18 protein-coding genes are annotated in these 21,976 nt (G+C 39.1%); 7 read left to right on the top strand and 11 right to left on the bottom strand.

Going from position 1 to position 21,976, the window contains the following annotated elements; genetic code table 11:
- Positions 1 to 167 precede the first annotated feature (167 nt).
- Genes U859_RS0106255 through U859_RS0106245 form a run of 3 tightly spaced genes read right to left on the bottom strand, consistent with a single transcriptional unit; the run spans position 168 to position 4,970 of the window.
- A complete protein-coding gene (locus tag U859_RS0106255) occupies positions 168 to 2,615 on the bottom strand; it encodes an outer membrane beta-barrel family protein (protein WP_025142567.1) in 2,448 nt (815 codons plus the stop codon).
- A 31-nt stretch (positions 2,616 to 2,646) separates the two neighbouring features.
- On the bottom strand, positions 2,647 to 4,548 hold the full coding sequence (locus U859_RS30295) for a M56 family metallopeptidase (protein ID WP_025142566.1): 1,902 nt from the start codon (positions 4,546 to 4,548) through the stop codon (positions 2,647 to 2,649).
- A 32-nt stretch (positions 4,549 to 4,580) separates the two neighbouring features.
- The gene (locus U859_RS0106245; protein WP_025142565.1) at positions 4,581 to 4,970 is read right to left on the bottom strand and encodes a BlaI/MecI/CopY family transcriptional regulator; all 390 of its coding nucleotides are present in this window, start codon (positions 4,968 to 4,970) and stop codon (positions 4,581 to 4,583) included.
- Positions 4,971 to 5,313: 343 nt separating this feature from the next.
- Here U859_RS0106245 and U859_RS0106240 point away from each other — a divergent pair, with 343 nt between their 5' ends.
- The 3 genes from U859_RS0106240 to U859_RS0106230 all read left to right on the top strand — a co-directional run bounded on the left by U859_RS0106240 (position 5,314) and on the right by U859_RS0106230 (position 8,709).
- Positions 5,314 to 5,991 carry a hypothetical protein gene (locus tag U859_RS0106240; RefSeq protein WP_025142564.1) on the top strand — a complete coding sequence of 226 codons (678 nt, stop codon included), beginning with the start codon at positions 5,314 to 5,316 and terminating at the stop codon, positions 5,989 to 5,991.
- Between the two features lie 704 nt (positions 5,992 to 6,695).
- The gene (locus tag U859_RS0106235) at positions 6,696 to 7,757 is read left to right on the top strand and encodes a response regulator (RefSeq protein WP_025142563.1); all 1,062 of its coding nucleotides are present in this window, start codon (positions 6,696 to 6,698) and stop codon (positions 7,755 to 7,757) included.
- Positions 7,758 to 8,049: 292 nt separating this feature from the next.
- Positions 8,050 to 8,709 (top strand): hypothetical protein, encoded by a 660-nt coding sequence (locus U859_RS0106230; RefSeq protein WP_162799881.1) that lies wholly within the window; start codon positions 8,050 to 8,052, stop codon positions 8,707 to 8,709.
- Positions 8,710 to 8,776: 67 nt separating this feature from the next.
- Here U859_RS0106230 and U859_RS30930 read toward each other — a convergent pair whose 3' ends face one another.
- Positions 8,777 to 11,017 carry a hypothetical protein gene (locus tag U859_RS30930; RefSeq protein WP_162799880.1) on the bottom strand — a complete coding sequence of 747 codons (2,241 nt, stop codon included), beginning with the start codon at positions 11,015 to 11,017 and terminating at the stop codon, positions 8,777 to 8,779.
- Positions 11,018 to 11,270: 253 nt separating this feature from the next.
- Here U859_RS30930 and U859_RS0106220 point away from each other — a divergent pair, with 253 nt between their 5' ends.
- From U859_RS0106220 to U859_RS0106210, 3 genes are read left to right on the top strand one after another with little or no spacing between them, the layout of a single operon-like run.
- Entirely contained in the window at positions 11,271 to 11,924 is a 654-nt protein-coding gene (locus U859_RS0106220; protein ID WP_029985519.1) for a FadR/GntR family transcriptional regulator, read from the top strand.
- An 11-nt stretch (positions 11,925 to 11,935) separates the two neighbouring features.
- Positions 11,936 to 12,769 carry a sulfite exporter TauE/SafE family protein gene (locus U859_RS0106215; protein WP_025142559.1) on the top strand — a complete coding sequence of 278 codons (834 nt, stop codon included), beginning with the start codon at positions 11,936 to 11,938 and terminating at the stop codon, positions 12,767 to 12,769.
- Positions 12,770 to 12,781: 12 nt separating this feature from the next.
- Positions 12,782 to 13,183 (top strand): DUF1634 domain-containing protein, encoded by a 402-nt coding sequence (locus U859_RS0106210; RefSeq protein WP_025142558.1) that lies wholly within the window; start codon positions 12,782 to 12,784, stop codon positions 13,181 to 13,183.
- A 76-nt stretch (positions 13,184 to 13,259) separates the two neighbouring features.
- Here the strand turns inward: U859_RS0106210 and U859_RS0106205 are convergent, their stop codons facing one another.
- Complete coding sequence (locus U859_RS0106205) at positions 13,260 to 14,117, bottom strand: NAD(P)-dependent oxidoreductase (protein WP_025142557.1); 858 nt, start codon at positions 14,115 to 14,117, stop codon at positions 13,260 to 13,262.
- A gap of 174 nt (positions 14,118 to 14,291) precedes the next feature.
- On the opposite strand from U859_RS0106205, the gene U859_RS0106200 reads away from it, so the two are divergent.
- A complete protein-coding gene (locus tag U859_RS0106200; RefSeq protein ID WP_025142556.1) occupies positions 14,292 to 15,395 on the top strand; it encodes a hypothetical protein in 1,104 nt (367 codons plus the stop codon).
- Here the strand turns inward: U859_RS0106200 and U859_RS0106195 are convergent.
- The 6 genes from U859_RS0106195 to U859_RS0106170 form a co-directional block, all read right to left on the bottom strand.
- Complete coding sequence (locus U859_RS0106195; protein ID WP_025142555.1) at positions 15,384 to 15,842, bottom strand: NUDIX domain-containing protein; 459 nt, start codon at positions 15,840 to 15,842, stop codon at positions 15,384 to 15,386. The genes U859_RS0106200 and U859_RS0106195 overlap by 12 nt on opposite strands.
- 120 nt (positions 15,843 to 15,962) lie before the next feature.
- Positions 15,963 to 16,154, bottom strand: a complete 192-nt coding sequence (locus U859_RS0106190; protein WP_025142554.1) for a hypothetical protein — start codon at positions 16,152 to 16,154, stop codon at positions 15,963 to 15,965.
- A 72-nt stretch (positions 16,155 to 16,226) separates the two neighbouring features.
- Positions 16,227 to 18,311: a glycoside hydrolase domain-containing protein gene (locus U859_RS0106185; RefSeq protein WP_025142553.1), complete on the bottom strand. Its 2,085-nt coding sequence runs from the start codon at positions 18,309 to 18,311 to the stop codon at positions 16,227 to 16,229.
- A gap of 566 nt (positions 18,312 to 18,877) precedes the next feature.
- Positions 18,878 to 19,396, bottom strand: coding sequence for a DUF2911 domain-containing protein (locus U859_RS0106180; RefSeq protein WP_025142552.1), 519 nt, complete (start codon positions 19,394 to 19,396; stop codon positions 18,878 to 18,880).
- A 124-nt stretch (positions 19,397 to 19,520) separates the two neighbouring features.
- Positions 19,521 to 20,144, bottom strand: a complete 624-nt coding sequence (locus U859_RS0106175; RefSeq protein WP_025142551.1) for a class I SAM-dependent methyltransferase — start codon at positions 20,142 to 20,144, stop codon at positions 19,521 to 19,523.
- Between the two features lie 97 nt (positions 20,145 to 20,241).
- Positions 20,242 to 21,933 (bottom strand): sodium:solute symporter, encoded by a 1,692-nt coding sequence (locus tag U859_RS0106170; RefSeq protein ID WP_025142550.1) that lies wholly within the window; start codon positions 21,931 to 21,933, stop codon positions 20,242 to 20,244.
- Between the last annotated feature and the right edge of the window lie 43 nt (positions 21,934 to 21,976).

The raw sequence follows: 21,976 nt of genomic DNA, 5'->3' as shown, positions 1-21,976 counted from the left end.
GATTGCCCTAGATTTTGTCTTATTTTTCGAATTAAACTTAGCTGCCCTCAGGTGGCTTAGGTGGTCAAAAACAACCCGAGTTGGTAACACAAACTACAGATCCCTGCATCCTGCATTACACTGCGCTACATCCGATAGCTATCGGATCTGGATGATGACCTATTTAATTAATTCTTCACCCTGTTTTTTTCTGCGTCGGCCCCCGAAGATTCATGCTTAGCTGGTGTAGAAAAAGCCTTACCAAAACGGTAACTATAACTCACCACAACCGATCTCGAATCCTGACGGTTAACCCAGTTTGCTTCTGTATTTGCCAGGTTATTAATTATACCATTATAAACCCTGGTCCTGAATATATCGTTCGCGGTTAACTTCAATGTGCTTTTTGATGAAAGTTTTTTCTGTACAGCAGCACCAAACTCATGTACTTCGCCCAACAAAAACTGAACGTTAGATAATTTACTCTGGTAACGCATGTTTAACTCTGCATTCCAGCTCGGACTGATTTTAAACTGAAGGTTAGGACTTGCCTTAAAATAACTTCCTTTGGTAACCAGAAAACCTGTATAGAAATCTGTTTTCGAAACTATTTTGGCGTACTCCACATAGGCATTCAGTTTAACCCATTTCGTTAAATCGATTTCTGCATTTACGGAAATATTTGCTACCGTAGTTTTGCCAACGTTAGCCGGCCTGCTGTAGTAGGTGCCATCTACAATCTCAATGGTTTCGTTCACTTCATCCCTTACCCAGCCGTAGCCTAAAGTGGTGGTAATTTTATTTTTATACGTGTGCGAAAGCTCCAGACTTTGTGTAAATGATGGCTTTAAAAATGGATTTCCAACATAATAAGTAAATTTATCCAACGGAGAAAAGAACGGATTAAGATCCTGGTAATATGGACGGTCGATCCTTCGTCCATAGTTTAAACCTAACTGATTGTTGCCGGCAGTATCCAGTTTATAAGAGAAATAAACTGTTGGAAACAAACTGTTATAGGTTCTTTTAAAACTCGAATCAGGTTTAATCAGGTTCCCCAGTTGATGCCCGTTCGATACCGTATTTTCATACCTCAATCCCACCTGTAACGAAAACAGCTTTCCTTCCCTGCTCATGTTCAGGTAAGCCGCATTAATGTTTTCTTCATACAGAAAATGATTGCTTTTTTCGTAATCGGCACTGGTTTTTCCGCTTGCCGTATTAAAGTAATCGGCAATATTATCGGTTTTGGTATAAGCAGTTTTAACACCCGCATCCAGTTTCCACTTATTTGCTAAAGGATGCGAATAATCCATTTTTGCCGTGTAGATATCGATATTAGAAGGCAAGTTACCCGTTAATATATCCTGATACTTTAATGTTCCATTGGGCAGGTAACTGAAATTGTAATAGGTCTGATCCGTTCGGTTGCGGTAAAGCAAATAATCTGCATCAAAAGTAAGTTCCCTGCCTGCCTGTTTAAACTTATGCCTGTAATTCAAGTTTACTCCTGCATTCTGGTATTTAATCTGGTCGATATTTTCTGCCCTGATTACCGAATCTAACTGCATCGATGCATTGGATAAATTACTGGTATTGTTGTTTACCTGTTTAGAAATCCGGTTCATGCCGGTAAGTACAACACCCCATGTAGTATTATCCGAAGCATAATAATCAAGTCCTGTTTTCAGGTTAAACGTATTGCCATGCCTGCGAAAATAAGAATTCTGATTAAAATAGGATTTGGCACTACCATCATCATTCTTGTATTTACGGTTCAGGTCAAGATCGGTAAAACTGTTGTTCAGGTTATAACTTAAATTTCCAAAAACATTAATTTTATCTTTACGGTAATTAAAGTTAAAGCTGTTATTCGACCTCGTCAGTTCGCCTTGGTTTAAGCTTACATTAATTCCACCGTTAAACCCAGCAGTTTTGGTTTTCTTGGTTTTGATATTAATTACCCCTCCATTTCCTGCAGCATCATATTTGGCCGGCGGATTCGTCATCAGTTCGATCTGATCAAGCGACGAAGAAGGCAGCGAACGCAAATAATTATCCAGGTCGGCACCCGACAGGTAAGTTGGTTTATCATCAATAAAGATGGCCACCCCGTTTTTGCCTTTAAGCGAAATTACCCCATTCTGATCTACATTAACACCAGGCGATTTGCTCAGCACATCCAAAGCCGTTGTTCCGGCGTTAGAAATCAGTGCATCAACATTCACCACCGTACGGTCGATCTTCCGTTCAACAAAAGCCTTTTGTCCCGAGATATTGACCTCCTTTAAATTATTGGCACCCGTAACCATTTTAATATCCTGTAAGGCTACAGCCTGATGGTTCGCATCTAAAACCAGTGTATCTGTTTTATAGATTGGCGCACCAACCACCGATATTTTAATCAGGTATTTTCCGTAAGTCAGTTGATCAAAACTGAACATCCCATCCTTTTCAGTGAAAATGGTTTTAAACAATACCGAATCTTTAAGCAAGGCTACAGTAGCAAATTCAATATTTTTTCCTTCAGCATCCAATACACGTCCATAAATTCTGGATGAAGGCGGTTGAGCTTGAGCAAAAGTAAGGGCAATATTCATCCATACGGCTAAAAAAGCCATGAGTGTAAATTTCATGATGGTGGGATTGGATTAGCGCTTTTAGAAATTAGTTTTTGTTGTTTTCGATCAGGAAATTATACATCAGCGAATGTTTATCGCTTTTCAGAAATTTCTTTTTGTATTTTGCCTGTACATCAGTGCTTTGTTTCACACCATTTACAATCAACTCATCTTTATTGAGTTTGTACGATAGTTTATTGGTACTGTTGATGATGCCATCTTTTATCAATTCCTGATTGATTTCGTTGGTATAATCATGTCCATCGCCATTAGTTACTGTTTTTGAAGTAACAGTGCGTTGCGAACCTGTTTTCGTACTTCCCCTTTCGCCATAAACTGGTGGAGTTGGAGGAGTTGGTGGCGTAACCTGGGTTGGTGGCACTGCCGGAACAGATGGAGTTGCAGGAACGGCTGGTATAGCAGATACAGCTCTTGGTGGCACGGGTGGGCGCGGCGCTCTCGGCGGAACCGGATACCCTTGATCTTTAATAGATTTTGCCCATCTTTTATATTCCTTTGCATCTTCAGCAGCTTGTTTCGCGTCTGCAATGGCTTGTTTTGAGTCTGCTTCGGCAATTTTAGCATCTGCAGCAGCTTGTTTACCATCTAATTCGGCTTGTTTGGCATCCATAACAGCCTGTTTAGCATCTTCCTGTGCCCGCTTAGCATCCTCTTTCCTCGCTCTCTCATCCGCTTGCCTTGCTTTTATATCTTCTTTCGTTTCTTGCTGCTGTTGTTTTTCATTCAGTTTTTTAAGCTGGCTGTCCATTTTCGCATTGATTTCCTTTTCCAGTTGATCTGCAGATTTTCCTTCAGCAGGCCTGGCTTTTTTCCTGGTCGTATCCTGTAAAGCAACAATTGAAGTGCTTATTTCTTTTTTGGTAACTGTTTTTGCATTGCCAACGCTTTTAAAAGCGGCAGTACAAACCACAACCGATACCAGGGCGATGGTTAATATTGTTTTTTCCATTTTGTTTAAAGTTGAATTTGTGTTGAATAACATCCTGCTTGCTCTGTGCAGCAGGCTACCTTTCTTGCCGGTTATGGCCATGGCATAAGCAGGTGCACGCTGCTTAAATTCCTGGCACACAATAAGGGCCTGAACGTAGTTTTTGCGATCGTTAACACAGGCGATGGCCAAATCATCGCAGCAATGCTCGCGCTCTGTTTTTATTAATTGTGATACCCAAAGTACTGCCGGGTTAAAGAAGAATACAATTTCGATAAAACTTTGTAATAGGTTTACCAGGTAATCTTTGCGTTTAATGTGTGCCAGCTCATGAGAGAGGATGGCTTCCACTTCTGCGTTCGACAAACCATTGAGTAAGCCTAATGGGATTAGGATTAAAGGTTTAAAATGGCCTACTACCATGGGTACCTGGGCAATACCAGATTGCATCACCTTTACCTGTTGGCTTAAACCCAGTTTTTGAGCCAGTTCATTTAATTTATCGTCCCATTTTTTACCAGCAGCATAGGTTTTATGATTACGCAGGTGGTATACACCATTTAAGCCAACCATTAATTGGATACTTTTTCCACAGATGATCAGGAACCACACCAATACAATCTGATAGGCATAAGCATTCCACAAGGAAAGGATCCTGTTCAGTCCCGAATACATATCGTGCTGTACATTTGTAACCGCTTGTTGATCTGCAATTGCCTTTGGCAGGTTAATCCCGGTTTGATGAACGGCCTGCGACTGCGCATTGTAAACCGGTTGTTGAAGCTCCTGATAAAAAGTGAAACCTATTGCGATCACAAACAGACCTAAACATACCGTAAGCAGGTTATAACGCCATGTAGCACTTGCTTTACGGGTAGTAAACATCACCAAACCTGCCAGTAGGGCTAAAATTACGCCAAGCCATAACGAATGGAACAAGGTAGCGCCCAGGGCATGAAGCCAGTTTTCTGGCAAAAGGTTAATTAATTTGAATTCCATTATCGTGGTTCTTTAGAATCTATTGTTATTAATTAGTCCATTCTATCCAATAGCCGCTTAATCTCTTCGATTTCCTTTTTTGATGTTTTCTCATTTCCCAAAAGCTGCATCATCAACTGCGACGCTGAGCCTTTGTACAAGGTATTTACGAAACGGTCTAACAACTGAACTTTGGTTTTTTCTTCTGCTTCTACCGGAATATAAATGTGTTTCATTTGGCTTTCATCACGTTTTAAAATTCCTTTTTCAGCTAAGATCTGCATCTGTTTTAAAGTTGAAGTGTAATTCACCTCTCTTTGTTCATTCAGCTTATCATTTACAAACCGAACGGTCGACGGTCCAAATTCCCATAATACCTGGAGAATTTCCAGTTCAGCTTTGGTAGGTTCGGGCAGGTTATTTTCAGGTTGTATACTTTTCACACCCTAAAGGTACGATGTTTTTCGTACGATACAAATATTAGGATACTTATTTTTAATAAAAACACATAAAAAACTGATTTAAAGGTAATTAAAAAAATAAAGACAACCTCAGTTTAATTCGACTATAGTGTTGTACAAAAATTGGTTTGACAGATTTTTTAAGTTTCAAAGATTTTTCAACTAATCCTGCAGGCTTAAAATAAACATTTTGACCACAATCATCAACTGCCTTAATGTTTATCAAAGGAGATGTAACAGCAGCTCAGCAAATTTGGATATTAAATCTATCCCATGTCGCCTATTTCAGTTTACCCTTATTCTGCACAACCTCATTATAATTAAGATGGCAGATAAAACGAACAACATTTCAACATTGTTTATCAGTTACCTGATATTAACAACTGTTTTCCTTGTGCTATTAATTGGCTTTGGAGAAGATTATTTTTTCGGAAGCTTTAATATCGAAATCCTGACCCTTTACGATTTTGGCGACCTGGCATCCTCACAAAGGGGATTAAGCTATCTGGAAAAATCAGCGCTTTTAATCTTTTTGCCTTTAATCATTACCATATCCTTTATTGTGCATTCGTGGATCTGCGATACCTCTACTGTACGCCGAACCAGAAACGCTGCTTTTCTAATCGGTTTGTTGCCATTCGCATTTTTACCTGCTCTGATCAGCTTCCAGGAAATGAAAATGTCGCTTCTATTGATCTGCATTTCACTCACGCTTTTGCTCTGCCTTTGGATTGTTCTTTTTCACATCAGGATGTTCCAGTTTAATTATCTATCTTTCCATTTATTTGCAAGCTGCTGTCTTTTAACCACATTTACTTCAATTAACCGGATCGATGTTGATATTCAGCATTGTTTAAACAGCACAAAAGATGTTAACCCCGTCGAAAAATTAGATCCTGTTACCATAAACAGTCCGGTTGTTTTTGTTGGCAGCACCACATCCTTTAACCTTTATTACTCCCCTACACAGCACCGGAGCATTATTTTGCCTAAAACGGATTAGAAATCCTTTTAAAAATTCAAGTCAATCATCACTATAATTAAATAGATTAAATTTAAACAATTACCTGTTTTTATCTACCACTGCACATGCGTTATAAAGCAGTTAAGGCAAAGCTTTTAACATAAATAGCTTAACCGAAATACCTCTAAGAACACCAAATTTACCTTCGTTGACCACAATCAACAATTAATTTGACAATTATCAATCTATTTGTGCATATTTATGCTCATTTTTATTGGATATTTGTCTATTAATCCCTATAAAAACCTAAACAAAATGCTTTTCTTAGAAACTCATGTTAAAAAACTGTGCTGTTTTTTTAACAGGTCAATTTATATAATTGCGAGCGTAGTCAATAGACTTTACGCTGTAGATGTTCTTCGAAACCATTCTGTTTTTGGAGGATGTTTTAATTAAAACCATAAATGAAGATTTTCAGTCTATTATACAACGATATACCCATACTCGTCAGTTCCGTTAAAGTTTATCCGATAAATGATGAGCTCAACCATAAAAAATTAAGCTCAGCTTTCAAAGCAACCCGTACCGTCGCCAATTGTCTATCTTCTTTTTTCAGCGGTCCATGTTCAACATCTAAGGCAGGCTTTTAATCATGCAAATACCAGGTCCGGAAATAAGGTTAAATACCTTTTTTACTTATCCAAAAGGAACTTATTGTCTTTAGGATTAAATATAAAATTTAAATGGAGGGATCTAAAATCTTGGTTATACTAGAGGATTTTGATTTAAGAGTAAAAATCACCGAAATACTTACAATCGGGAAATACAATGTAAAATCGACAGATAGTGGCAAGCAGGCAATCGACATCATCAGAAAAAGCCCTGTAGATGTAATTATTTCAGGAATAAACGTATCAGAAATAGATGGATTTGGGGTATTACGTGTGGTTAACAAGTTTATGGAAACCGCAAGCATCAGCTTTATTATGTTATTGAACGATAAAGATTATGATCTTGCCCGCAGGGTTATGGAACTAGGCGCAGATGGCCACTTAATGACCCCTTTTGATGACGGCGAATTGCTTAACCAGGTGGAGGTTAAACTTAGAAAGAAAAGGTTACAACATGAATTATTTTTAAAACAGCATGTACAGCTAAGAAGTATCCACAACAGCAGAGATGACATGTCGTGGTTAAGATCGAGATTTGAAGGAAGTTTGCCAAGACATTTTAAAAAAAACCAGGTGCTTTATTACAGGGGAGAAAGACGGGCACTAGGCCTGCATTATATTTTATCGGGAAAAATTAAAACTTATGTAGCCGATACGGCAGGCAATGTACTCATTACCGGCATTTATGGCCCTCACGAATATTTTGGATTACAGGGAACATTATTAGGTGCCGAAAATAAAGAAATTGCCGAAGCCATTGATAGTGCCGAAATACTGACCATCCCATTTGCCGAAGTGCAGCACTTAATTACCGATTATCCCGAAATATTCAGCGTTTTTGCTAAAGATTTGGCTCAAACCTTAAGCGAACGTGATGAAAAGCTACTCGATATTGCTTATTACTCGGTACGAAAAAGGATTGCAAAGGCCATTATAGGACTAACCAAACTTGGCCATGATGCGGAGAATGGCAGATTCATACTGCCAAGAAACGACCTGGCCTGCCTGGTGGGAATTGCAACCGAAACCTTGAGCCGCGTATTAGGCGATTTTACTAAAGAAGGCCTTATTGAAAAGGAAGGTAACAACATTATTGTGCTCGATATTAAATCTTTAATCATGATGAAAAACTAATACCTAACAGCCAACAGCAATCAATTTTAAAGGACAAGACTTTGCATTGTAATAAACTGGTGCAGTGGATGAGAAAGATCAAGATAAGCATTGACCAAAATCAGAGGAATATTGATTTTAGTTATACAACTTAGCAATAACCGATTTTAATAAAAATTGGATTAATAATTTAAGCAGCAGCCCTGTTAAAATGGCATGGGTGCCAGCCTCGAACCTGAAGCGTGGGATGGAAGAATACCGTATTATCAACACCAAAAAAAATGAAATATGTTACTCAACTCAATTAAACAACATGGAATTAGGCTACACTAAATATTTTTTAAAGGTATTTCTTTCATTGTTAGATAGAAAGAAAGATAGAGCCGCTATCCGTTTTTTATACCGGCATACAGCATTTCGCAACATTTACGAGGGAGAAACACTTTTCGGCCCAAACAGCCCTGCTGCAAACGGCAAACTTGTGTATGTGGCTAAAGGATTGGTAAACGGGTATATTACTGATGAAAGCGAAAAACCATCTAATATATGGCTGGGCAGATCAGGAAGTACTTACATTTGCGATGATTGTAGCTATACCGATCATAGCTTTAACATCCAGGCTATTGAGCATTCTACTTTATTTATTATAGATAAATGCGAATTTGAGGAAGGCTGTGCATGGTATCCTGTACTCGATTCATTATTCCATTTTTATTTTCTCCGCAACGCAATAACTGATGTAAATAACAGGAACATCTTATTTAGGATACAGAATATAGAAAACAGGACCAATTTATTCAGGCGAATTTATCCAGATTTATATGACAGGATACCTGCAGATCTTCTTATTTCTTATCTTGATCCTGATGCAGCCATGGATCCAGAACCGAACCTGCAGTTAGACGATACAAACGAGAAAAGCATATTGAATTACCAATGGCCGAAAAAACTCACCGGAACCTACCTCAATTAAACCATGTATTGCTGTTGAATAAGGCTTTATCAAGATTATTCAACAGCAAATAAGTTACCATTAGAGCTTATGGTTTATTGATTAGTGAAAGATCATCAAGAATGATATCTCCTGAGCGGGTTTTATTAAAAATAAATTTGATTTCTTTAAGGTTGTTAAGCTCAAATTTTGTTTCAGCATTTAAAAGTTTAGCAATATCGAAATAGAAAAAATCGGGCACAGCTTCCGAATTTGCATACTCGTTAAAAAAGCTAAATTTACCCAGGTTTTTAGCGATCTGTGGCTGCAATACGCTACAACTGCTTAAAGGAAATGAAAGTTTATGCTTTTTACTATCTTCAAGCACGATGGTGAAATCAGTTGGTTTTGCCTGGCCATCAGCATTTTCTTTCCCGGCAGCCAGCGAAAACCCCAACATTTTTCCTGACAAAGAGAGCGGAGCAGCAAGATTAAGCGAGAAAAAACCATTCTGGTGTTTTATGCTATCCCATCCTAAATAAACAGATTTTGTAACCTGCATTCCCCACAAAAATTTATTCTGCTGTTCTTTCCATTCCCTCAAACCACTGCTTGTAATGTAGCCTCCTTTAATTGTTGCAGTGTTAACATCTATATCTTCATCAAAATCAGCCAATACCGTTTTACTGGCTGGTTCAAACTGGTTCATGTAAATCTTTTTGGGTAGCCAGTTCCTGCCAAACCTGGCATCCATAAACAAGGGTTTATAACCTGTTTTGCCATTAATGGTGGTTTCTAAGAACGAACTGATGTATATACTCAATATTTTTTGCTGTTCCTCCCCGTCCATTAACTGTTTCAAGTTAAACTTATTAATACCCGGCCCTGTGTCATCTCTCCGCCCCCATACCGAATTAAACTGACCATGATTGGCGCCGCTTAAATAAAGCCCTGCCTTAAAACCATTAAAGCCGGGCGAAAACTGAATCCGTTTCATCGTAGCCAAACCTCCATAAGTCTGCATATCCATATCAAGTGCACCCTGGATCACAAAATAATTGATATCCTTTGCAACTGTTAAAGTTCCTCCAGGTTTATATTGACCATCAACTGGGGCAATGGCTACAACTGCACCAATATTAAAATTAAAGTTGAATTTTTCTCTGGCATCATCAGGATAATGGCGCAGTTTATTAAATGCCGCGGCATGGGTTACGGCTTCTCCTCCTCTTGAATGGCCAATAATGGCAATTTTATCCATATCCAAGCGCTTATAAAAAGTATTGCCCGGCGTATTGTTCCAGTCGCGTAAAAGCTCAAGGTGTTTTAAAAGCAACCAGGCCCGCGCCGCATTTTCATTTTTTAATCCGCCACCAAATACATCCAGATCGGTTAATGAAAGGTTTAAGAAATTTTCATCTACAGATACCACCATGTTCCCGCGGCTGGCCAGTAACTCTCCTAAAAAAGCATAACCCGGATCGGAAGCCTGCTGCCCCAGGTGGTTTCCATGAATAATCATGACCAGTGGCAGTTTTTCTTTTTTCTCACGCGGGTACCATACCAGCGCATTCATGGGTAACGATTTTTGATCGTAACCAAAATATAAAGTCCTTAGCTTTCCCGAAACCCCGGTCCATGAAGTAAGCAATCGCGAACCATTTATATTTTTGGTTTTAATATTCACACGGTCTCCAAATTCTCTTCGCCATTTATCTTTCCCACTGCCATAAGTTAGAAAAAAAGGTTTGTACGGCCCTTTTAATGATGGATCAGGTAAATTTAGCGCTACAGGCAGAGTACTTTTCATCTTATAATTTACAACAGCTTGTGGTTTGCTTCCCTGTCCCAGTAAAATAATAAGTCCTGAAACTAAAGCAACGGAAGAAATAAGCAATATTGAGAACCAAAGAATCCGTTTTGGGCTCTTCAAAGGAAATAAATCACCATTTCTCCATTGGTAAACCCCTGTTATTAACAGTACAGGTAATATAATGATCGCCAGGATCAATAACCACCCATAATTGGTGGGAAGATGGAAAAAATAAAAAGCGGCCAGATAACTAAAGATAATGGCCACCTGATAAGCAGAAGGAATGCATCGGACCAGCTTTAGCAGCCATACGAACAAAATTGACAGGACAAGTCCGCAGGCAATATAAAACAACAGATAAGCAATAAGGTATAAAAGCGGTACATGCCCAAAAAGATACAAAACATGTACCGCCGATAAGAACACTACGACAAAAGCGGCGATCAGTTTCTGAGCAAAGCCCGGTAATTGATTTGATGGGGAAAGAAATTCGATAATGCGTTTAAAGATGGATCTGATTTTCTTGATTATAGCCATAGTTTTTAATTGTATGTGTATATCAGGAACGATGGTGGGCATCGTCTGTTAATAACCAGTTGTTAACCAGTGCCGGATGAAGCACCGAAAAAACAAATTAGGTAAAATTAGCAAGTATTCAAAATGCAGAAAGCAAGATAGCAGAAACAGAACATAAAGACTAATACACTCTAATAAACTAAAATGATTTTAAACCGACACAAAACATATGATGTTTAAAATAAACATCGTATGTTTGTAGTGTTAATTTAAAATGATGAAACAGGAAAGCAAGCTTTTTGAACAGATAGCCATCAAAATCAGGAACGACATTAAAGAAGGCAAATTTAAAGTTGGAGAAAAAATCCCTTCGGAGCCAGCCCTAATGGAATTATACCAGGTTGGCCGATCTACCATTAGAGAGGCAATTAAATCCTTAACCTTATCCGGAATCCTTACCGTTCAGCAAGGTTTTGGAACTAAAGTTAATGCTGCCCCTGCCGAACCCATCGAACAGCGCCTGCGCAGTTCAGATTTTGAAGAAATCAATCAGGTTAGGGCCTTGCTGGAGCAGGAAATTGTGCGTTTAGCCACACAAAACAGAAACGATTCTGATTTAAAAGCCATTGGCGAAGCGCTTGAAAAACGAAAACTGGCCATCGAAAACGATTCGAGGGCAGCATGTGCAAATGCCGATATCGAATTTCACCTGGCCATTGCCCGCGCATCAGGAAACCGTGTATTAAGTGATCTTTATGAAAGTTTCACCGTAATTATCCGCGATTTTTTTGCCAAACGTTCGCCTTCTGGTATTGCCCATTTTGCCATGAGCCACTATTTACACCAGGCATTATTTGATGCCATAACTAACAGAAATGCTGATACTGCCCGCGAAATCATCACTACCATTTTGAACAACAATCATTAAAATATAAAATCATGTCAATTTTAACTTTTACCCTGATCTTAATACTCGGGGCATACCTTGCAGGCCTGGTAGGCTCGCTAACCGGACTCGGTGGCGGGGTAGTCGTAATTCCTCTGCTTACCCTTGTTTTCCATGTCGATATCCGTTATGCCATTGGTGCCGCGCTGCTGGCATCTATTGCAAATTCATCGGGTGCTGCGAGTGCTTATATCAAAGAAGGAATTACCAATATCAGGCTGGGGATGTTTTTAGAAATTGCAACTACGGTTGGTGCAGTGATAGGCGCTTTAATTGCGATATATACACCCACTAATACCATCGCCATTCTTTTTGGCGCTGTACTTCTCTTTTCTGCAGCAATGACTTTAAGAAAAAAGAACCAGGAGGCTTTAACAGAAGGCAGTAAACTATCGGCCATATTAAAACTTAATAGCAGCTACCCTACCCCAACGGGAACAGTTGATTACAAACTTAAAAACGTTGGAGCCGGCTTTTCAATTATGACGATAGCAGGCGTAATGTCGGGTTTATTGGGTATAGGCTCGGGTGCGCTAAAAGTACTGGCGATGGATACGGCAATGAAAATACCTTTTAAAGTAAGCACAACCACCAGTAATTTTATGATCGGTGTTACTGCAGCCGCCAGTGCCGTAGTATACCTGCAACGCGGTTATATGGATCCGGGCATCGCTTTCCCCGTGGTGCTTGGCGTATTGGGCGGAGCATTTACAGGAGCCAAATTATTGACCAAAATTAACCCTTCAACCTTGAGGATTATTTTCTGTATCGCCATCACCTTCGTTGCACTCGAAATGATTTACAATGGTTATCACCACAAATTTTAATTTAAACACAAAATGAAAAATATCATTTCAACACATCTTATACAAGACCGCGATGTAGAAAAAATTGTTGGCAAACTATTGAGGTTTGGTGTAATCACCGCAAGCCTGGTTGTTTTATTGGGCGGCATACTTTTTCTGGTACAGAATGGCACACAGGTCAGACCAGATTACCATGTTTTTAAAGGCGAAGAAAATGACTTCATTACTTTCAAAGGCATTTTTATGGGGCTTTTTACTTTTAAGCCAATGGCCATTATCCAATTCGGGGTTTTGCTTTTGATTATCACCCCGATTATGCGGATTGTATTTTCGCTATTTGCCTTTGTTCTGGAAAAAGATAAAATGTATGTAATAATTACCTTAATTGTTTTGGCAATTATTCTGGGCAGTACTTTTGGGGGACTAAAAGTGTAATTATTTCAACACCCGACAAGAATAGCCGAAAACACCATTTTATTAATGATGTTTTCGGCTATTGGAGCTTAAAACATTACCTATCTTTAACCTGCTTAATCACTGCAATCAAATCTTCTTCTCCGTATTTTGCAGATGCAGACTCAAAAGTGTTCAATGCGGTTTTGGCCAAAGGAGAATCAAGACCGATTGCCTTAGCCAGATTTAAATCTTTCACGATATGTTTAAGGGCAAAAGCAGGTTTGTAGTTATCTGCTACAATAGCATCACCTTTAATTTTGGTAAAAATATTGGCAATAGCCCCATTATTGATCAAATTAAGCAGGTCTTCAGTTTCAATACCTTGTTGATTGGCAAATATTACAGTTTCGGCCAAGCCCTGAGTGTATAGTGCCAGTAGTGAATTGATGGCGAGTTTTGCCACATTACCAGCGCCTGTATCGCCCAGACGCACGGCCATTTTACCCATTTTTTCGAGTATTGGTTTCACTTGTTCAAAAGCGGTTTCATCGCCACCAACCATAATCACCAGTTGTCCTGTTTCTGCCTGCTTAACACTTCCGGAAACCGGTGCATCTAAATATTGAGCTCCTTTTCCTTTACACAAAGTGGCCATTTCTTTTGAAATAGCGGGAGAAACGGTACTCATATTAATAATAACTTTACCTGAAATTTCCTCGCTGAAAAGGCCATCTGGTCCGTTAAAAATCTGCTCAATTGCGGCATCATCAGATACCATTAATACAATTACTGCTGTTTGGCTAATCAGATTTTTGGGCGTTTCGGCAATCAATGCCCCCATTTCTGTCAAAGCAGTTTCTTTGTCTTTGCTCCTATTATAAACAGTTACTCCGTAACCTGCTTTTATCAATTGTTCTGCCATTGGGATCCCCATATTGCCCAAGCCGATCCAACCTATTTTTGTTGTGTTCATGTCGTTGTTTTTATGATAAACAAATGTGATAAAGAAAAAGCTGAAATTATTTAGCAGTTGGTAAAAATACTACTGCAAAATAATTTATTTAGGGTTCTCAGTTTTTAAATACTAATAAAATTAGTAAATTAGTTGCGCAATAAAACTTGATAGCACACTCAACAATTCGCAAACATGGCCAGCCCACTGAAAGATTTATACTCACCTGCTTTTTACGATCGTTTAAGCAATGCCTTAGCGGTTAGCATCCCTAAATTTGATAAAGGAAAATTTATTAAGGCGGTTTTTATTCCAGAATTTGAATCAAAGGAACTTAAAGAGCGGATGAAACATACCTCTAAAGTTTTACATCGTTTTTTACCCTATGATTATCCGGAAAGTATTGAGCTGATCAAAAAAACAATCAAACAATTGAGGATCCAGGGAATCGGGGAAGATGGACTGGCTTATATGTTTCTGCCAGATTATATCGAAACTTATGGTATCAACGATTTTGAAAACTCTGTTGAGGCACTTGAGTTTATTACCCAGTTTGTGAGCTGCGAATTTGCGGTGCGGCCTTTTATTTTAAAATACGAAAATCAGATGATCTCAAAAATGCAGCAATGGTCGCTGCACGAAAGCCACAAAGTAAGAAGATTGGCCAGCGAAGGCAGCAGGCCTCGTTTACCCTGGGCAATGGGCATTCCTTTTCTGAAGAAAGATCCAACCACTATTTTACCGATATTGGAGAACCTTAAAACAGATCCGTCAGAATATGTAAGGCGGAGCGTAGCCAACAGCTTAAACGACATTGCAAAAGATCATCCGCAGGTGATACTGAACGTTGCCAAAAACTGGTCGGGTTTAGGTAGCGATACCGATGCCATTATTAAACACGGTAGCCGCACATTACTTAAGCAGGGGCATGCAGCTATCCTTAAACATTATGGCTTGGATGATAAAGGTATTTTACTAGCTGATTTTAAAATCCTTACACCAGCGGTTAAAATCGGCGAAAGTCTCGAATTTTCTTTTTCTATCGTTAATGAAAATCCTACCGAACAAAAAGTACGGCTGGAATATGCCATTTATTATAAAAAGCAAAATGGCCAGAATACGAAAAAGGTATATAAAATTTCAGAACGGGTTTATCCTGCAGGTGCAGCAGTTAACATCATCCGCAAACAAAAATTTGTATTGATCACCACCAGGAAATTTCATCTGGGTGATCATCAGATTTCGATGATCATCAATGGTGCAGAAAAAGAAATTTCACATTTCGAATTAACAGCCTAATTGCGCAATCAGTTCATCGAGCAAGGCAATTTGCCTTTCGTTAATGTGTTTAATCGCTTTGTCGTACGTAAACCATGCAGCCTTATCCATTTCGGCAAAACTTTGCTTTTTACCGGAGCGGGGTGGCCATTCTATTTCAAAAGTATTGCTAACAAAAGCCTCAGGATCCAGATCGCCCTCTATTGCCCAGCACAAAACCTTTTTACCTCCTTTTTGAACAATTGGAGTTAATTCGATAAAATCACCGGATAGTTTTTTACCAGTTTCTTCTGCAAATTCGCGGATAGCAGCAGATAAAGGTGCCTCGTTTTCATCCAGTTCTCCTTTAGGTATGGTCCAAAAGCCAAAATCTCTATTTACAAAAAATGGTCCCCCGGGATGAGCAAGAAAAAATTCGATGCTTTGATCTTTTTTCCTAAAGAGTAAAATTCCCGCGCTTTCTTTCATAAGTGTAAGTTTGGTATTTTATTTTATATTCTTGTTTTTTTTAACATAAAAAAACAGCCAAGTTTTAGTCCTTAACTGCTTTGTATACTCTGGTATAATCAGATTTTTTTGGAGGCGTTTTTACAACAATCCGTATAAACCGTGGGCATAGTTCCTTAACGACGACGATACCGTCTTCATCTTATCAGGTGACGGGCCTTTTACTTTATATGCTTCGGGATGAAGTTCTAAAGGCTGTTCGTTAACTTGTCCTAAGGTGTTTTTGTTGCCTAGTGTTGCATTTTGTTCTTCGCTTAATTTTAAAGGTGCCATGATCTTGAATTTATACTAGAATAACATGTTTCTTAAAAATAAGTTTGCCATTTGAGGATAATTTTTCTAAAATTATTTCTCAAGGCTCGAAATCCAGTTCTCTGTATCCGAAATTTTGACAGGAACCGCCGAAGCAACAATCTTTAACAGCCCTCCGGCATTAATTTCCCCCTGGGTAATGTAATTTCTTTTAAAGGGCTTTCCGTTAAGAAAAACCGCTTTGATGTATTTATTTTTAAGATTAAAGTTTTCCGTTTCGATGGTAAAAGTTTTACCTTTTGGCAAATTGTAGGTTAACGATGGAAATAAAGGCACGTTAAGGTAATAAACCGGCCAGCCCACACAGGCAGGCGAAAATCCGCTGGCAGCAAACACATACCATGCACTCATCGCTCCAGCATCATCATCCATGGTACGGAGATAAGCATGAGGTTGGTTCCTGTAAATTTTACCAATATAGCTACCAATTCCGCGGCTGTTATCGTTAAAATAGTTCTGTATCACCGTATCTGCGGCCAATTGGTGCACCCAATACTGCGATTTATAACCGGATTTGGTTACATTATACATCAGCGGCACCTGTAAATCGGGTTCGTTAGCATGGTTATATAAATCGCGGGCAAAAAACTCATCCAGTTTTGCGAGATAAGATTCTTCTCCACCATCCAGTTCCATCAATCCCTTAAAATCATAAGGAACAAACCACCTGTACTGCCAAATGGTTCCCTGATATAAACCCCGGGCCTGCATGCGGTCTACATCATTTTTGGTCATGTCCTTAAAATCTTTATTCCAGTATTTTTTATATTCAAGGGCTTTGTTCAGGTAAAAATCTGACTTCTCCTTGTTATTTAAAATCTTGAAAATTTCTGACAGTGCCCAATTATCATAACTCGATTCCAGGGCTTTATCTGGCGATTTGTAATCGAGTCCATTTACTTCTTTCACCAATGAATCGGCAATTTTGTTAAAGTCTACCGGATAACCTTTTCGGTAAGCATCTAACAACACCACAATGGCATGTTCGGAACGAACGGTATTTGAAGGCTCGTTTTGACCAGCATAATCTTTTTTGCCAGAATTATACAGATCAGCGATGGAAGTAACCATTCCAGCATATCGGTCTTGCGTGATGAGCGAGAGCAACGGCAACTGCGTACGGTAATTATCCCAAATGGCCCAGCCATTGTAACGGATTTCTTTATCTTTTTGAAGTTCCCCTTTAGTATTGCGGTATTGGCCATCCGTTTCGGAGATCACATAAGGTGATTGCATGGTACGGTACAAAAGCGAGTAGAACAGTTTTGCACTTTCGAGATCGCCATTCACCGCAATTTTAGAAAGATTCGTATTCCAATCGGCTTTGCTTTGCTCTTTTACCGTATTGAAAGAATTTTTATTAATAGAAGCTTTAGCAGCCTCTACACTTACTGAAGAAAGTGCGATATTGATCCCTGTTGAAATTAAATCCCCATTTAGTACCGCGATCAATTTATGGTCATCAATCACTTTCCACGATACATTATCGGCGATTTCGAGGTAGTAGAATATTTTATACTTACCAGCGCCACAGGTTGTTTTTGAGGTAATCCAACCGCTAACTGCATTTCCGTTTACATCATGCGATTCGGCCACAAAAGCACCGTTAAAGGCATAGCCCAAATCGAGGTAAAAACCTTTTGCGCCTTTAGGAAACTGATAGGCATGTTTCCCGGCTTTACCCAAAACGGTAAAACTCGCTTTAATTTTATTTTCAAAACCTACTTCATAATAGCCCGGACTTGCTTTTTCTGAAGCTTTAATCAGTTCAGATTGCGCCGGATCAGCACCTAAAAAAGGTTTGATGAAAATATTACCACCCGATCCCTGACAACCCACGCCTTCAAACCGGTTATGGGTAAAACCTTCAAATTTCTTGGCGAGGTATTCGTAACCGGTATGTGTTTTAGGGTACGTTTGCGGACCGATACTCAACATGCTAAAGGGTGCAGATGCTGCTGGCGACATTTGTCCATGATCGGCAGAAGAGCCTAAAAACACATTAACCTGATCAACAGGTTTAGCGGTTTTAATAGAAAAATTCTGTGTTTTTTGTTGTGCTAAAACGTTTAATGAAAGAAGCGGCAATAGGGCCAATAATTTAATAGGAAACTTCATTATAGGATGCTGGTTTGTAAATCGGCCTAAAATAACATTTTAACGTGAAGTAGATATTATGTGTTAGGTTCTTTACAAAAGTTGTTGGTCTGGATTTGTAATCCAGACCCTGTTATCATAGTCTTCCAGCTTTATAATCAAGTTTTAACCGCTTATTAGGATTAGAAATCCTAAGTTCCTAAGACGGGATTGCAAATCCCGACTAACAATACAATTCGACTAACAATACAATTTCTGAAGCGCAAGGCTGGTACAAAACAATAAATTCCTTCCCGTTTTTCGCTTTTACGCTTCGCTGCCTCGTACCTCGTTGCTGCAGGGTAACGCTTCAACCGGGGCTAAAAGGCCAAAACATTTTTCATTTTTGAGGTTGCGAGGTTGCACAAACTCACGTCCATAAACCCGACAACAGCGACAGCCTCCGATTTTTTCTATCGGAGCTATAGCGGATGGCGGGACTCCAGACCTCCAAGAAATACTGCCCCTTCATTTTCCCAAAAAAAAATAAGGCAAAAAAAAAGCCATCCCGATTTGTGTCGGGACGGCTCTAAATAATTTTATTTTTATTACTTAATGGTAACCGGAACCGAGATTTTATCCCAATCCAAAGAGAAACCGCTTTTGGTAATTTTATAAACCAAACGTTCTTGTGTAGCTTTTAAGGCTTTGGTTTTAACTTCTACGCGTAAAGCATCTTTTGCTTCTTCGTATTTGTAAGCACCCCATTGTGTAGGTTCTTTGTTAAAAATAGCTGTCCACGTTCCGCTTTCTTTAGGGATCAGGAAGAAACTGTATTTTCCAGCTGCCAAAGGTTTGCCTTCAACCACGATATCTTTATCGGTTTCGAAAGTTGTAGCCTCGTTTGCGCCAGCACGCCATACTTTATCGAAGGCTTCAAGGCCGCCCCAGATTTTACGTCCTTTTACGGCCGGGCTGCTGTAGTTGATGGTGATGGTTGCGCCTTTAACTTTTCCGGTTGCTGTAGCCGCGGGACTTGGCTTTGGCTGAGCATCTTGAGCCATTGCACTTACAGAAACGGTAATTGCTGTAAATAGCAACGCGATTGATTTAATCATCGTTTTCATAGAATTATATTTATCTGTTTTTGTTGTTTTTTGATTTCACGAATTTATGGCTTTAGGTTGAATAAAACTATAATCCCAGTGTCTAAAAACGCTGGAAATGCTTTATTATTTCACTTCTGATTTTCTATTTTTTCTGCCCCACAAACCTGATTACCGAACCTTGCCCGTTATGGAATAAACCTTCGTTCAGTTCAATTTCTTTCTCTTCTAAAATGATGATTTCAAAATCAGGGAAATCAGATTTTATTTCTTCTACAGAAAACAGCATGTCGATTTCTTTCGGTCCGCCAACTTTTTCATTCCTGGCCAGATAATCGAGGTGATTTTTACTAAAGGCTTCGAAAATAACGATTCCGCCTTTCCGTAAATAGCTACTGAGCATTTTATGAAAAGAAGATTTAATTGCGGCCGGGAAGTGTGCATAAATCAAGGCAATGGCATCAAATTGTTCAGGTTGATAATTTAATGTTTCCAATTCGCCCACCTGATAATCGATACTTACGTGATTATTTTCTGCCAAATGGAAGGCTTTGTTTTTTCCTTCCAGACTGATATCAAAGGCTGAAACTTCCCAACCCAGTTTGGCTGCAAAAACAGCATTACGACCTTCACCCTCTGCAGGGAAGAGTATTTTGCCGGGATTGAGCTTTTCTAACTGTTCTTTTAAATAGTTATTTGGTTGTTCGCCATAAGCAAACTCTTCTGTACTATAACGGTCGTTCCATCTTTCAACCCAGGCTTCGTTCATATTGCGCGTAATTTATTTAATTGGTTAAAATAAAGGTATCGAATTTTGTCGTTGCGGATAAACTTCAAATATCTTTCTGAGGTAAAAATTAGAATGATTAGCCCAATGCAGTTTTAGGGCGATAAAACAAAAACCCGAGTAGCGAAAATAAAATTACCGCAAAGGCGCCGATTACGTTTAACCACAGAAATGAAACGATATCAAATTCATATACAGCGATAACTGCAATTTCTGATAAGATTGCTGCAATAAAAACCAAAGGTCCGTTTATCTTTTTAAAATAAAAAGCCACTAAAAAAATACCCAATATCGGACCGTAAAAAAGTGACCCTAATACATTTACTGCTTCAATCAGCGAACCCATCTGTGTGGCAAACATGGCCACCGCAATGGAGAAAATCCCCCAGGCCAGGGTATGAAGGCGGCTATATTTCAGTTCGGTTTCATCGTCTACTTCTTTTTTATTAAAAATGAGGTGTACATCTTTTAAGGAACATGCGGCCAAAGAATTAAGTGCGGCAGAAATTGATCCCCAACTGGCCAGGAAAATCACTGCGAAAAGTAACCCAATCATCCCTACGGGAAGCGTGTTTTTTACAAAGTATAAAAAGATATAATTGGTATCGGTTTTTTCGGCATTATAGTTCGATTTATTAATCGCTTCTTCAACCCTGCCATGCAATTCTTTTACCTGCTTTTGGGTCGACCTAAAATCCGCTATCGAATTATTTAATGTAGGAGATTGTTTTTCTTTTTCCTCAAGAATTTGCCTTGATTGCTGACTGAATTTTTGCTCCAATGTATTGTGTTCTTTTTCAAATGCAGCCGCCTGTTGTGGCTGTGTTTCTTTTAGATATTGATAAGAACGCTCATTAAAATATATCGGTGCAGGTTTTAAAGAGAAGAAAGCAAATAATAATGCACCAATTAAAAGAATAGCAAATTGCATCGGAATTTTAACCAATCCATTTAACAGCAAACCCATTTTTGCATTGGTATTGTCTTTTGCGGTAATATACCGGCCTACCTGACTCTGATCTGTTCCGAAATAGGAAAGTGCCAGAAAAAAACCTCCAATCAGTCCGCTCCAGATGTTGTATTTATCTTTCCAATCGAATTCTGTAGTAATCACATTTAACTTGCCTGATTTGCCAGCCAGGTAAAGTGCGTCTTTAAAACCGATCCCATTGGGCATGTTCTGTACCAAAAGATATCCGGCGAAGGCCATGGTGCCTAAGATGATCAAAAACTGCAGTTTCTGTGTATGGGCAATGGCTTTGGCACCACCAACATAGGTATAAATTAAAAGTATGCCCCCAGTTAAAATATTGGTTAAATAAATATTCCAGTTTAAAGCACTGGATAGAATAATACTGGGCGCATAAATACTGATCCCCGTTGATAATCCCCTTGAAAAAAGAAAAAGCAACGAGGTTAATACACGCGTTTTTTTATCAAAGCGGTTCTCCAGGTATTCGTAAGCTGTATAAACATTTAACCGCTGAAAAATCGGGATGAAAGTGATACAGATGACGATCATCGCCAATGGCAGCCCAAAATAATATTGTACGAAGCGCATACCATCGGTATAGGCCTGCCCCGGGGCTGATAGAAAAGTGATTGCACTGGCCTGGGTAGCCATAATACCTAAAAGCACAATATACCAGGGCATTTTATTATCGGCCTTTAAATAAGAGGCATTGCTTTTTTGTCCGCGACCAATAAAAACGCCATAAGTTACCACAGCAAGCAAAGTAAATATCAATACTGCCCAATCGATATTACTCATGCCCAGAATTTAGTAAACAGGTAATAAAATACAATCTGGAATA

This window comes from Pedobacter jeongneungensis, from assembly GCF_000633455.1.
In the GTDB taxonomy this organism is placed as follows: domain Bacteria; phylum Bacteroidota; class Bacteroidia; order Sphingobacteriales; family Sphingobacteriaceae; genus Pedobacter; species Pedobacter jeongneungensis_A.
The sequence above is the reverse complement of the archived record's forward strand: the minus strand, read 5'-3'. Positions and strand labels throughout refer to the sequence as shown.